This is a genomic window from Paenibacillus sp. TSA_86.1, assembly GCF_052691815.1.
Genome location: NZ_JBQZGE010000010.1, coordinates 51904 through 67698 on the forward strand (window position 1 = coordinate 51904; position 15795 = coordinate 67698).

At 40.1% G+C, this 15795-nt stretch carries 6 protein-coding genes; all 6 read left to right on the plus strand.

What is annotated here, in order from left to right:
* Positions 1–10 precede the first annotated feature (10 nt).
* The 6 genes from ACUTVW_RS18415 to ACUTVW_RS18440 all read left to right on the plus strand — a co-directional run bounded on the left by ACUTVW_RS18415 (position 11) and on the right by ACUTVW_RS18440 (position 15703).
* Positions 11–3877, plus strand: a complete 3867-nt coding sequence (locus ACUTVW_RS18415; protein ID WP_445647119.1) for a beta-ketoacyl synthase N-terminal-like domain-containing protein — start codon at positions 11–13, stop codon at positions 3875–3877.
* 15 nt (positions 3878–3892) lie between these two features.
* A complete protein-coding gene (gene fabD, locus ACUTVW_RS18420; protein WP_445647120.1) occupies positions 3893–5158 on the plus strand; it encodes an ACP S-malonyltransferase in 1266 nt (421 codons plus the stop codon).
* Between the two features lie 159 nt (positions 5159–5317).
* Positions 5318–12811, plus strand: a complete 7494-nt coding sequence (locus ACUTVW_RS18425) for a condensation domain-containing protein (protein WP_445647121.1) — start codon at positions 5318–5320, stop codon at positions 12809–12811.
* Positions 12808–14139, plus strand: coding sequence for a cytochrome P450 (locus ACUTVW_RS18430; protein ID WP_445647122.1), 1332 nt, complete (start codon positions 12808–12810; stop codon positions 14137–14139). The genes ACUTVW_RS18425 and ACUTVW_RS18430 overlap by 4 nt, the downstream gene beginning before the upstream one ends.
* Positions 14126–14932 carry a cupin-like domain-containing protein gene (locus ACUTVW_RS18435; protein WP_445647123.1) on the plus strand — a complete coding sequence of 269 codons (807 nt, stop codon included), beginning with the start codon at positions 14126–14128 and terminating at the stop codon, positions 14930–14932. Before ACUTVW_RS18430 ends, ACUTVW_RS18435 begins: the two co-directional genes overlap by 14 nt.
* 81 nt (positions 14933–15013) lie before the next feature.
* Positions 15014–15703, plus strand: coding sequence for a thioesterase II family protein (locus ACUTVW_RS18440; protein ID WP_445647124.1), 690 nt, complete (start codon positions 15014–15016; stop codon positions 15701–15703).
* The last annotated feature ends 92 nt before the right edge of the window (positions 15704–15795 follow it).

A 15795-nucleotide genomic window follows, 5' to 3' on the forward strand; every position in this document is an offset into this window, starting at 1 on the left:
GAGCGAAACAATGGAAAAGGTTAAACGATTTATACTACAACAAGTAGCATCTCAATCCATTTCAAACCAAGAAGGCGTGGAATATATACAAGAACTGATGGAGGGCAAGAAAAGAGCTTCTCCATCCGAAGATCAATCATTTGCAATCATTGGAATGAGCTGTCGATTCCCGAAAGCGAATTCATTAGAAGAATTTTGGGACATGTTAATCCATGGAACTGACGCCATTGGCTCTTTTCCAGAATCGCGTAAAGATGACGTATTGCGGGTTAAAAAAGAGATTTTTGATAGATATAAAGATATACCACTTCGACTCGGCGGTTATTTGGACAGAATTGACCAATTCAATCCGGCATTTTTCCACATTACTCCGGCTGAAGCGGTAAGTATGGATCCCAATCAAAGATTATTCCTTCAGGTTGTCTGGGAAGCAATTGAGAATGCCGGTTATACGAAGGAAAAACTGAATGGATCGAGAACAGCCGTATTCTTAGGTCATTCTGCAGAGAATGTTTATAAGGAGTTACTTCCAAATGATGATCCAAATGTAGTTATTGGCAACTTAGGTGCAGTCATTGCATCCCGAGTTTCATACTTCCTTAATCTAAAAGGGCCTAGTATTGTCATCGATACAACGTGTTCTTCCTCTTTAGTAGCGCTGGATCAGGCCTGTAGATCCATTGCAACAGGTGAATCGGATGCAGCTATCGTGGGTGGAATCAGTACCATTCTTCTTCCTGTATGGAGCGATGACCAAAAGATGGGTAATGAGTCTTCCGATGGACGATGCAGAAGTTTTGATGCGTCAGCAAACGGAACCAATGTTGGGGAAGGTGCAGGAGTAGTCATTATTAAAAAACTATCCGATGCCATGCGTGAGAAAGATCATATCTACGCTGTCATTAAAGGAAGTGCAGTGAATAGTGATGGTCGATCGAACGGAATCACTTCACCTAATCCAGAAGCTCAAGTTGATCTCCTGACTAGTGCTTGGGAACAGGCAGGAGTAGATCCCCATTCAATACAATTCATAGAAGCACATGGCACAGGTACGAAGTTGGGAGATCCGATCGAAGCTCAGGCTATGATGGAGGCATTTAATAAATATACAGAGAGAAAACAATTTTGTTCCATTGCTTCAGTTAAAACAAACATAGGTCATTTAGACGCGGCAGCAGGCATGGCAGGGTTAATTAAAACCGCTCTAAGCTTATATTTTAAGAAAATACCGGCTTCACTTCACTATCATACACCAAATCCTTTAATCAACTTTCAACAGTCTGCTATCCGGGTGAACCATAAACTTACGGACTGGTTGTCGGATGAAGGACCTAGACGCGCGGGGGTAAGCAGCTTTGGCATCAGCGGAACTAACTGCCATGTTGTTTTGGAAGAGGCACCTACTCGCTCTGAGCCTCTTCAGTATGAAGGTTTGCATGTGTTTACCCTGTCAGCGAAGAATGATAAATCTTTGGTAGATACTCTATATCGCTATTCTGATTTCTTGGGTAATCATGTGAACTTTTCTCTGACGGAAATTTGTTATACCTCCAATATGTGCAGAGATCACGATAGTCATCGAATCGCAATTATTACAAGCTCCATTGAGGATCTTTCTAAAAAAATATCGGAACTATGTGTTACACGAGATAACTATGAAGAGGTTATGAAATCATTGAGTCAACAAGGAGTATACTACGCTATTGTTGACGATCAAAAGCTAAAAAACAGTTCAGCATTGGAAAAGGCGCAGTTGAATCGTAGTCAGTGTGAACTTGTGGCTGAATGTTACACAAAAGGGACTCCAATCGATTGGGATTTCTGGTATGAGCAAAAGACGAGTTGGAAAGTACCGTTGCCATCCTATGCATTTGACCTCAAAAGATACTGGCCTCCCTTGGAGGTTAATGACCTCGATAGCCCCAAGCGCGATGTAAGCCAATTTTTGTTTACACCGGATTGGATTCAAAAAGATCCTGTACAGAAGCAAATTAGCATGGAGAAGCAGGGACTATGGATTTTATTCTCCGACGAAGGTGAGCTATCACAGACACTACGAATGCTGCTGGAAAAACGAGGACAAACCGTGATTGAACTGGTTGCGGGGGAATCATTCCTTCAAATAAATGAGAATAAATTCATCATAAACGCTTCGGATAAAGGGCATTATGTCCGTTTAGTTGAATCTTTCGGCGTAGACCGTATCGATAAAATCCGGGGAGTGCTCCATATGTGGACAGTGCACCCTGAGGATAACAGCATGGAATCGCTGGAGTCGATGAATCAATCTCAGTATAGAGGCTCATATAGTGCATTATATTTGATGAAGGCTTTAGGAGAACGACAGGCAGATGCGGCATTCCAATTTAACGTAATTACTTCTTATGCCCATTTAATAGATGGTACACAAGAGCAAGTATATCCAGTAAGAGCTACATTACCGGGGCTTGTCAAAGTTATTTCACAGGAATATCCTAAAATTTCTTCCCTGACAGTGGATGTGGATGCAATGCAGGAGAGCGTCCAGCAGATTGCTGATCAGGTGATGATGGAGTTGTTGAAGGGCCGAAATGACCGTGACGAAGTCGTTGTTTACCGAAAAGGAAAACGATACACACCCATTCTAAAACGGACTTCCCTAGACCAAGTTCCTGATCGACAAGCGCCATTTAAGAAGGACGGAGTTTATGTCATAGCGGGTGCAGGGTATCTTGGGGTTGAAGTTGCAAAATATATAGCTCGCAAGGGGCCGGCAAAATTAATCATGCTTAATCGTAGTACCCTTCCGCCGCGAGACACTTGGGACACCATTTTAAGAAGCAAGGATGAGAATATACGACTCTTCCATCAGATTACAGGATTCCAAGAAATTGAACGATCCGGTTCGGAGATCGAAGTCATGACGGTGGATGTCACCAATCATGAGTCATTATCTAAAGCTTTGGATGATATCCGTTTAAAATTCGGGAAAATGGATGGAGTTATTTTTGCCATTAAACAGATCTATGGAAAAACAATAGCAGACCTGGCGGATGGCCAGTTTGAAGAAGCAGTAATGAGTAAATTACATGGCTCATGGTTGTTAGACCAATTAACCATACAAGATAAACTAGATTTCTTTATTACAATGTCCTCCATATCTTCAATCATGGGAGGTCCAAAAAATGGTGATTGCACAACGGTTAATGCTTATTTGGATTCCTATGGAGATTACAGAACCTTATCGGGAAGAGAAACGATTACCTTAAACCTGACAGAGATTTTAACAGGGGATAAACATGAATATTTGATTAGAGATACGATTATTCCACCACTAAACTATGAAAACTTTATTGAGTCGTTTGAACAAGTTATGAACAAGCAAATGAACCTGACTGTTATTTCCGATTTTGATTTGCAGGTGACAAAGAATTTACTACCCATGATTAAAATTCGTTTTTCAGATGAACTTTTACAAGAGATTGAGGAGTCCGATCTTACCCGCGAAGAGCTTGGAAAGCAACAGATCATTCTAGGAGAGATTAGTTACGAGGAGCTTGTACTGAAACTACAAGCGATATGGATGGATGTTTTGGGTTACGAAAAAGTGGATGTGGAGGCAAACTTCTTTGATATTGGTGGAACATCACTGAGTGCTGTAAAACTGATTCGTTTGATAAATAGCGAAGTGTCGGAAAGTTTTGAAGTAGGAGATTTATATAGCTTCCCGACAATTGCTTCCATGGCTGATTATTTGCTGAGCCAAGTGGTTGGGGTGGTTCAGGAAGTATCTGCAGGGAGCGAAACGGACTATGAAATTCTCGACGTATTAGATGATTTGGATAATGATGATATTTCTTTGGATGAGGCACTGATGCTCATTCAGAAGAAACAATAAAGGGGGGGATAACTATTGCTGAAAGTTGCGTTGTTATTTCCAGGACAAGGTTCCCAATATGCAGGAATGGCCCGCGATTTGATTCATGCCTTCCCTCTGGCTCGTGATGCTTTTGAAGAGGCCAGTGAATCTGTTGGTTTTGATGTAGGGAAGTTGTGTTCCGAACAAGATATGTCCACATTAACTCGTACGGAGTTTGCTCAACCTGCAATATTAACAATGAGTGTTGCTACATTCAGAGTGTTAGAGCAAGAAACGAAGCTCATCCCGGATTGTATGGCAGGACACAGTTTAGGGGAGTATTCTGCTCTTTCTTGTTCAGGTGCTCTATCATTGGGAGATGCCGTTAAACTTGTTCACAAGCGTGGGCAATTTATGGCCGATTGTGCTTTACGATCTGAAGGAGCAATGATGGCTATCATTGATTGCGCACCCGAGACAGTATACGAAGTATGCAGTGAAATAAATGCCCGACATGGGGTAGTTGTTACTTCTAACCTCAATTCTTCAAAAGAAACGATCATTTCCGGAATCAAATCAGCCGTAATCAAAGCAGGAAATGATTTGGAACAAAAGGGAGCGAAAACAGTATTGTTAAAGGTGGGAGGAGCCTTTCACAGTCCCTTAATGCATGAAGCATCGGAACTTCTCGCTAACTATATAGAAGAAAATATTCGTTTCAGTCCTATGAAATATCCGGTTTTCTCGAACGTGACTGCTGCTTTTCATGACCCGGCTCAGTTAAAAAGCAATCTTATAAATCAAGTAATCCATCCGATCCGATGGTTTGAGACTATACAGGTTATGCGAGAAGAAGGAATTACTCATACGGTGGAAGTGGGGCCGAAACAAACGCTAACCAAGTTAATTCAATCAGACTTTCCCGATATGACTCGTTTCTCTACAGAGAATGTAAACAAAATCCACAAAATAATAGACGTCTGGGGCAGGGGGCAAACCTCCAGGCAAATTATGACCCCTACTCAGTTTATTAACAAATGTTTATTATTCGCTGTATCCACCAAAAATCGAAACGAGAAGTATGCTCTGGTAGAGAAAGAAGTTGCTGATTTATACCGTGAATTAAGACATATTCAAGATGAAGTATTATTCAATGATGATTCTGAACATGCTCTCATCCGTGCTCACCAATGTATCAAAAGTATATTGAAACATAAAAACACACCCTCAGAAGAGTATAAAAGTAGGATCAATGAGTTATCTACACAGTTAGTCGCAAAAAACTTGATTGAAGAAGAGATGGTAGAGTCCCAAATATGAAAAGCAAGAACATAGAGGAGGAGAGCTTAATAAGCGCTGAGCGCTGAATGTTAAGTTCTCTATCCATGTTGCATGTGCTGGGCAGGTTTGGATTACATTCTTTAAGTTGGTTCTTTTAAATTCCCCACTCTGATACAGAAGAGGAGAAAAGAGGGTACTATGGAGCACTATATAAAGACGGTATTACAATTGCTCAAAAATAAGGAAATTACAAAAGAGGTCGCAAACAGCCTCCTTCAATCATACGGTAAGTCATCATCTGCTGTCTCCAAGGACGAACAAGTCGCGGTCATAGGACTATCTTGCAGAATGCCTAAAGCTCGGAATACAGACGAATTTTGGGACAACTTAGTTAAGGGTGTGGATTGTGTAGGTGAGTTTCCTGAGCAGCGAAGAAAGGATACCGATCCTTATTTAAAATTGGTTAACCCTGATATCTTCACAAATGATCAACCCTATTGGAAAGCAGGTTATATCGATGAAGTCGATTGTTTTGATAATGATATATTTGATATTTTACCTGGCGAAGCGAAGTATATTGATCCTCAACAGAGAATTTTTTTGGAGATGGTATGGGAAGCCTTTGAAGATGCTGGTTACGGTAAGTCAAAGGTAGCGAACACTAGGACTGGTGTGTATATCGGTAACTGTAGCAATGAATATGGCATGGCGATAGGTGAATCTGTACCATCTGCTGTCCCAGGAAACCTGGTACCTTTTATTGCATCTCGAATATCGTATTTTTTTAACTTAAAAGGCCCGGCCATAGCCGTATCAACAACTTGTTCATCCTCGTTAGCAGCTGTCCACTATGCCATTCAGGCGTTACGTACAGGGGAATGTGATATGGCTATAGCCGGAGGAATCAATCTCTATATGTTCCCGGTAGATACAACGACAGACACCGCATATCAGGTTGGAATTGCTTCCGAGGCTGGAAAATGCAAAACATTTGATAATGATGCCAATGGTGTAGTACGCGGTGAAGGAGGGGGAGCACTTATCCTAAAACCTCTTAGTAAAGCACTGGAAGATGGCGATCATGTATACGGTGTATTGGCGGGAAGTTCGATTAATAATGATGGATTTTCAGCAGGTTTAACGACTCCAAATCCTGCTGCACAAGCGGAGATGATGGTATCCGCATGGAAACAGGCAAAGATACAACCGGAAACCATTTCTTATCTGGAGGCGCATGGTACCGGGACGAAATTAGGTGATCCTATTGAAATTAATGCCATCTCAAAAGCATTTGCCCAATTTACTTCGGAAAAGCAGTTTTGTGGAATTGGTTCAGTGAAGAGTAATATCGGCCATTTAATTAATGGTGCTTCAGGAATTGCTGGACTTATTAAGACGGTTTTATCATTAAAACATAAAATGATTCCACCCACTTTACATGTCGAGAATCCGAATACACTTATTGATTTTATAAAGTCTCCAGTTTATGTGGTGGATCGTTGTACTCCCTGGGAAACGCAGAACGGGATACCTCGTAGAGCAGGCGTTAGCGCATTTGGTTTTAACGGTACCAACGTGCATATTGTTCTTGAAGAAGCTCCTGAAAGAATATCCATAAAGAATTCGAATAGTTCCCCATACCTGTTCGTACTTTCAGCCAAAAATAAGAAGATGTTAACAGAATATATTGCTAGATTCGAAAGGTATTTCTCTTCGTATGAAGCTAGACCTGATTTGGGTGACATTTGTTATACGTTGATGACGGGAAGACATCATCACAAATGCCGTCTAGCGATCATTGCAATGGATGAAGCAGACTTAAAAGGAAAGTTACAATCCTTGGTTAGCTCAGGAGTATTGAGAGGGGCTGGAGTCTTCTTTTCTGAAGGAATGTTATCCTCTGGGGATGGAGATTTAGACGAAGCTCATGAAAAACAAGCAGTTGAATATATCCGTGGTGGAATTCCAAAATGGGTTCTAGAAGATCGCGCATATTTTCGTACTCCTCTACCAGCATATCCATTGGAGAGAAAAAGACATTGGGTTGAGCAAGGTAACCCGGTAAATCTTCCATTTCAAGTTGGAGAACAAGCACAAGTAGAAATTTCATCAAATTCTACTATGCCTGATTTAACAAATATTGAACAGAAAGTCGTATCTATTATGAAAGAAATATTGGGTGTTACGGCCATTAAATATGACGATGATTTCTTCGAACTTGGTGGAGATTCTCTTTTTGCAATGCAGCTAATGAATGCAATTAATAAAAATTTCGGAAAAAGTTTTGCATATGAAATGGTGTTTACAAACCCTACAGTGAACGATTTAGTAAACATGATTCTGGAGGATACAGTTCAAAAACCAGCATTCACAGAGAGTGACTTTGTATCTGGGCAGCAACATTATCCCGTCTCTTTTGCACAAAGGAGATTATGGATTATGGAGCAGCTTCAAGAACAGAGGATCGCTTATAACATTTCTCAAGTGTACGAGCTAAAAGGCGACCTGGACGTTTCTGCTTTTCGAACTGCGTGGTACCTTCTTGTACAAAGGCATGAAAGCCTCCGAACTGTTTTCTCAGAACAAAATGGAGACCTGGTGCAGATCATATTAGATGAAACACCTATTTCTTTCGAATATGAAGAACGTGTTGAACATGTGCTAGACCGTATTAATCAATTCCGAAATGAACCATTTGATCTACTGGAGGGGCCTTTAGCTCGTGCTTTGTTAATTCATAGCGGAGATGTGAATTACTGCATCGTATCCATCCACCATATTGTTGCAGATGGGTGGTCGCTACATATTGCTTACAATGATTTGATAGCTTTGTATCAGGGGGTGATCTCTGGACAAGAAAAACCATTGGATACAATTTTATACCAATATAAGGATTATAGTATATGGCAGAAGGAAATCTTTGATAAGAACGTGTTTTCTGATGCTGAGTCTTACTGGTTAGAGAAACTTTCCGGTGACTTACCTATAAGCGAAATTGTAGGAGATAAACAGCGTCCTCCCGTATTTACGTTTAAGGGAGCGAGGTATCCTTTTCGTATCCCAGCGAGCAAAGCTGCCAGCTTAATTGAACTTTCAAAGAGAAACAAGGCTACTCTGTACATGACCTTGTTGTCATCTGTATTTGCTCTAATTCATAAGTATACGGGAGAACGTGATCTGATCATTGGTTCTCCGATTTCAGGACGCACGAATTATGATTATCAAAACGTTATAGGTTTTTTTGTCAATACGCTTGCACTGCGTACTGAAGTTGATGTGACACAATCTTTTGAGGATTTATTACAACGAGTGAAGAAAAATGTAATTGAGGCCTACGAAAATCAGGAGTACCCGTTTGATTTATTGGTTGACAAACTTAACCTGATAAGGGATACGAGCCGATCGCCGTTATTTAATATCAATGTTGTTCTGCAAAATATAAAGCTTGAAGAAAGCGATAATCAAGCATTTCATATTGAAAGCAAAGTTCTAAACGATGTGGAACATATTAGTACGAAATGGGACATGGAGTTTGATTTTATAGAGGAGCAGGATGGCGCATTATTATGTACATTTGAATATTATGCAGATATTTATAGTGAAGACATGATAGAGTCATTCGTTGCTAACTACTTGACTTTACTTGAGAATTTGATTAATCAACCCGCGGAACCTCTACAAAAGCTTAATGTCGTCTCTCCAAGCTCATTGGAGCTATTGCTCAATTATTCGGGCGGTTCAACAACAGAGATCGATAAAGTGACGCTGGACGAATGGTTCGAAAGACAAGTACAGTTACATCCGGATCGGACTGCAATTACGCAAGGGGAAACTTCGATATCGTATCAGGAATTGCATCAACATATGGAGCAGCTTGCAAAAGCAATGCACAACACACTTGGTGTGAAAAATGGAGATATTATCGGTATATATATGAACAATAGCGTAGATATGATTGTTTCGCTAATGGCTGTCCTCTCTGTGGGTGCAGCATATGTCCCGATTGATCCCAAACAGCCTTTGCTTCGTTCCAAGCAAATTATTGAAGAAACAGAAATAAAGCTCATCTTGACCCAAAAAGAGTTTTTGGCAGCCATCAATAAACTCCAATGGGAGTGTGCCAACTTCCGCACGTACGTTTGTTTGGATAGTGTTGACATACATCAAGAAGTAGAAGAGGCACAGAGTGAATTGATGAACACTCAGATTTGGGATTATGTTGCCGAGACTTATCATGATCAAATCGGTGGCAGTGGATGGGTCAGTAGTTATACTGGTGAATTACTGAGTACAGCCGAAATGGAAGAATACAAAAATAACGTTATGTTTAAACTTGAGAAATATCTCCATCCTGAAGTCAGAGTATTAGAAATTGGCTGCGGTTCTGGCCTGACATTGTTTAAGTTGGCTCCAGAAGTAGGCTATTATCTTGGAACAGACATTTCCGAGGCAATCATCGAGAAAAACAAGCAAAAAGCCGTAGAGTTAAACTTAAATCACGTTGACTTCAAGGTATTGGCTGCTCATGAAATCTCTCAAGTCATGGAGCAATCCTTCGATATTGTCATATTGAATAGTGTTGTCCATTGTTTCAATGGTCACAATTATTTAAGAAATGTACTTGCGGACGCCACGCCACTTCTAAAAGATACGGGAATAATCTTTCTAGGAGATATTATGGATCAAAATCGAAAGGATGAACTAATCAGCACTCTTGCGATTTTTAAAGAGGAACATGGTGCACAGTATCGTACAAAAACAGAATGGGAAACGGAACTGTTTATCGCGAAAGAGTACATCTATGACCTGCAACTCGATCTCGCTTCCCTAAAATCGGTTGAAATAAGTGATAAAATCTACACGATTGACAATGAACTGACGCTCTTTAGATATGATGCTATTCTTACGTTTGATAAAAACCTTCAATCCATCAACGGCGGGAAAAAATACAAAGAACAGTATGATCGTAAACTTTTAACTTTTACGGAACAAGAGCATTTCGAGCGACAGCACGTGGCGAGCGACTTAGCCTATATCCTATTTACTTCTGGCTCCACAGGCAAACCAAAGGGAGTTATGGTTGAACATAAAAGTATCGTGAACTATATTTCCTGGTCTCTTTCTCACTATTTCGGTGATGGAATACAGCCTATCATGCCACTGTATTCTCCATTAACCTTTGATTTGACCGTAACCAGCATCTTTGCTCCTTTGTTAGGTGGGGGAACGATCAAGGTGTTCGATGGAGAATTTGATGAAGTATTAGAAAAAATAAGCTTCGATGAACCCATCACTTGCATGAAGTTAACACCTGCTCACCTTTCGTATTTAACAGAAGCGCCATGTGAAGTCCCGGTTTCGAGATATATCGTTGGAGGAGAAGCGTTGACGACCAATTTGTTAGGACGTGCCTTTTCTCTAAATAGAGGACCCGAGTCAATTTACAATGAATATGGCCCAACAGAAGCAACAGTAGGTTGTATCGTATTTGATTTAAATGAACATAATTTCGGTGGTCGCACTACCGCTTTGATCGGTAAACCGATCTCAAATACGAATATTTATGTGGTCGATGACCATCTGACAATGGTGCCAATAGGTGTTGTAGGAGAACTCCTTATTACGGGAAGTAGTTTATCTAGAGGATATTTCAAAAATGATGAACTGACGCAAGAAAAATATATATCTTTTCACCCCCCTGGAAAAGAGGTTGTCCAAGCATATCGTACGGGAGACTTGGTACGATTCTTGCCTGATGGGAATCTAGAATATTTAGGAAGAAAAGATAGACAAGTGAAAATCAGATCATATCGAGTTGAGTTGGAAGAAATTGAGTTAGTCATGTTGGCTCATCCAGCAATAAAGGAAACTTATGTTACAGATAGAGGTTGTCAAGGAGATACCAAACAACTGTATGCATACTACAAAACAAATGGAAGTAAAGTGACAGATGAGAAGCTCAGAGCGCATGTTGCCAAAACTCTCCCTGAGTATATGCTTCCACATCAATTTATCGAAGTGGAGACCATGCCTTTAACTCGTAATGGTAAAGTAGACCGTAATGCTCTTCCTGTGCCAGAGGAGTTGAATCAAATAAGGAAGATTTCGGAAGTACCGAGGAATGAAACCGAGAAAAAACTTGCTTTAATATGGTGCAATGTTTTAAATATCCCTTCCATTGGCATAACGGATGACTTTTTTGATTTAGGAGGAGACTCCATTAAGGCTCTTCAGGTCGTGCCAAGGGCGCAGGAACAAGGCATGCAGGTTAGAGTAAAAGATATTTTCAAATATAGAAACATCAAGCGCATTGTTCAGAACATGCAATCAGAAAAACAGCTGTGGATCAAGCAAGACGAAGTTCACGGGTTTGTGCCACTAACGCCTATTCAACGATGGTTTTTTGAAAGACAACACCCTAATCCGCATTACTATAATATGGCACATATGTTTAAGATCACAGATGATGTGGATCTTGACTTACTGGAAAGCACATTTAAGGCTCTTGTTAAGCATCATGACGTCTTGAGAGCTTGCTTCTATGAAGAGCAAGGTGAAATTAAACAATATATTAGACGTTATGACGATGTATCCCTTCAAATGGAATATGTCGACCTCTCCTTCGTAGAAAAAGACAATAGAGAAGATTATGTGTTGGAATTAACAAGAAAGATGCAGATGGAAACCAATTTACATCATGATTTATTATTTAAGCCTATAGTGATTGATCTTTGCGAAAAGGGAAAGCGATTGTTTATTTTTGTACATCACTTATTAATTGATGGGGTATCCTGGAGATTTATTATTGAGGATTTCATAAAGTTATATGAATCTCAAATATCCAATTCTTTGCCTTTAAAGACAGCCTCTTTCTTAGATTGGAGCACAGAGTTAGAGCGTTATGCTAACAACAGCCCGCTAGATGTAAACTACTGGATGCAGATCGATTCGAATAAAGGCTTAATTTATGATGGAGATTTTAACGGGACATTGCAAGAATACCAGCTTGAATATGTAGAGTTTACAAAAGAGGAGACAACAGCATTACAACATTCAGTTATGGAGTACCACAAGGGTACAAGCCTACATGATGTTTTACTAGCGGCATTATTAGAAGGGGTAAAAGGCGCTTATGGACTCGAAGAGATTTTGGTCGACTTGGAGGGACATGGAAGAGAAAGTATCGTTCCTGAAGTAGATGTATCTCGCACCGTAGGTTGGTTTACCACAATGTATCCTGCAGTTTTCAAAGTGAATGATGCCGACTTCTCTGACATGATCCACAGTATCTCAGAGCAACGTCGTGAGATTCCATCCAACGGTTTTCCTTATACACTAGCTGTTGCTTACCATCGGAATGAACAATTGAAGCAAATCAAGCCTCAAATCTTATTTAATTACTTTGGTGATGCGCAGCAATCTAATGATAGTGTACCTAAATCTCTTTGCTTACAGGAGTGTAATGAACAGTTTGCTTCTGTATGGGATGAACGTAATAAGCTGTCACATCTTATCGAATTAAACGCTATCCTTAGCCGTGATGGGAAGTTACTAATTACGCTTGAATATCACCCCTCCTATGTTAAGACTGCATCAGCGAAACAATTGGTAGGCTTAATTAAAGAACGGTTGGAATGTTATTTCCACCGTAACATGCATGATGTCACTAAAAGCATGGAGGAGTCGAGATGACGAGTAAACAAATGGAAAACATGAAAGTGAAGCAAGCCCCCGGACCGGGGGCTCTCAAAACTTTATTTTACTTATCTCGTCTGATCTGGCGACAAGACGTGCTTGATTTGATGAACGATCTTCACAATCAATATGGCTCTATCGTACAAATCCAGAAGTACACACTGATGAATGGCATCGATGCTAGTAAATTTGTGATGACTGCCGGCGTGGAGAAATTCCAGCGTCAGCCCATCGCTGAGGCAGGCCCTCCATCTCTTGCTTCGAAGGATGGAGCTGAACATAAACAACATCGTAAGCTTGTAATGAACGCTTTTCGACCAAAGCAATTGGAGAAATATGTTGCCTCGATGTCTCCATTAATGAAGAAAAGAATTGCATCTTGGGATGGAGAAATTGACTTATTTGCGGAAATGAAAGAGTTAACCTTGGATATTGTTTTGAGAACGATGCTTGGAATCGAACCAGGTACTGATCTTCATCAGAGATATATGGAGGGATACTGGCTGCTTCTCAACCGGGGAAAGGAGAGCAACAAAACAAATAGTACGTATCAACAAGCCATGCGGGCAAAAGATGTGATATGGGATGTTATCAAACAATTAGTTCAAGAAAGAAGAAACAATCCGTCAGACGATGCTTTGACTTCATTACTAGAAGCGTACGAGAATTCAGAGGATAAATTGGACGAGGAAACTTTCATTGGTTACGCCTATATGTTAACTGAATTTGGAGAAGGAGATTTGGCTAACATGCTTACTTATGCGGTTGCTGCCTTAGTATTTTACCCGCATATTATGGATCGTGTGAGTCAAGAAGTAAACTCCAGCTCTTTAGACACGTCACGGATTTTTAACCAAATGCCGTATACTTTAAATCTTGTAAGAGAGGTAGAAAGGCTGTATCCACCTGTTCCTTATGTAGCTAGATATGCCATGGAGACAGTACAATACAACGATTTTTCTATTCCCAAAGGAAGTATCGCCGTGGCTAACATTTATTTGAGTCACCGATGCGAGCAGTACTTCAATGATCCACTCGTATTTGATCCCTCACGCTATGAGCGATCTGTTGGAGAAATGAATAATCCTAATTCTCTTATTGGCTTCGGTGTGGGAAATCACATGTGTGTCGCAAAACAGTATGCTCAAATACAAGTCTGTTTATTTTTACAACATTTGTTGCAAAGTTCATCTCTTCTGTCAATTAAAGGATTGGAGGTCATTCCGGATATGAATTATAAGGGAGCAACTTCTCCAAGTCGCACTATAAATATCCAGGTAACCAAAACTCAATCCACGAGGAGGATATCCATTGAACAGAAATGAAATTGGCAGAAGGAGTAATCTTTCATATGAGCAGTTTTTGAAAGAATATCTAATACCAAGTAAACCTGTTGTTCTCACTGGAGTGATGGAAGATTGGCCGGCTATGTCGAAATGGGGAACCGACTATTTTAAGTCAACTCTTGGCAATCAGAAGGTAAAGGTAGCCGTGTCTGAAAATGGGATGTTCCCGTCAAAGCCGGAACTGGGCTGGCAAGCAACAGACTATGAGCAAATGGATTTTTATGACTATTTGAGCATGATAGAGAATCCGGAAAAATTAAATAAGATCTATTATTTACAACACAAATCTTTACCGGATGTGTTTCCCGAACTACTGAATGACATCCAATCTCCTATATATATCAAATCCCCCAATCCAACGATTAATCTTTGGATCGGTTCAGGGGGGAATATTACTCCAATCCATTATGATTTCTCATCAAACTTCCTGGCACAAGTTACAGGAAAGAAAAAAGTTATTCTCTTTGAACCATCACAATCTCGCAATCTGTATGCCCTATCGGTTAGATCCAAAAATGCAAACTTAAGCCCAATCAACACATTGAACCCTGATTTCAGTAAACATTCCAAGTATAAAGATGTTCCTTATTATGAATGCACGCTCGAACCAGGGGAAATGTTGTTTATTCCTTTATTTTGGTGGCACTGGGTCAATACGATTAGTCGCGAGGCCACGATTTCTGTTAATTATTGGTGGAATGGAGCGATCAAACCGTGGTTCTCTAAACAAGGAATCAAAACATTATATCTTCTTTCTTTACAGGGGAAATAAAAGCGGTTTTCGCGGAAAGTTTCAGTTTTAAAAAAGCCCTGTTGCCCAATCTGATGTTCACAAGAATAGAGGTTTTAGAACATGAATTTATTTTGTTTTGCCCATGCCGGTGGAACGACGATGTCATATAACTTGTTAAAAAGAGAACTTAAACATCCTGTGAATCTGATTTTAGTGGAACTTCCTGGTAGAGGAACCCGATTTTCCGAACCTCTTCTGGATAATATGGAAGATATGTTGGAGGATGCTTATGCAAATATAAAACAAATGTTGAATCAAGGGCAATTTGCATTTATTGGACATAGCATGGGGGGCCGGATTGCTTTTGAAATGGCTCATAAAGTATATACGAAGAGTAGACGTTTACCCGAACATTTATTTATTTCAAGCGCCAAAGTACCTCATACCATGAAATCACATCGGATTCATCAATTACCTGACGAGCAATTTTTTGAGCAGGTTTATAAACTTGGCGGAACTTCGCGAGAGATTTTTGATGATCATGTTTTACGGAATACCTATTTACCTATTTTGAGAGCAGATTTCAAGGCTCTGGAATGGTTTGAATCCCCCATAAATAGAGAGCCTCTAGATAGTGCAGTTACTGTGTTATACGGTGAAGGAGAGCCTTTTATGGAGTCTGAGATGTCCGAATGGGGAACGTATTTCAATTCAGAATGTACAATAAAGACTTTTCCTGGAGACCACTTTTATATATTTAGCCAAATAAGCCAAGTATCTAAGCTGATCATGAATACCTTATTAAAGTAGTTCTTTTCTCTTCCATCATAATATGGGAGGTTGAATTACCAATGAAAATCCAGCATATAGAGCTTTTAAAGCTGTCATTCCATATTTGAAAA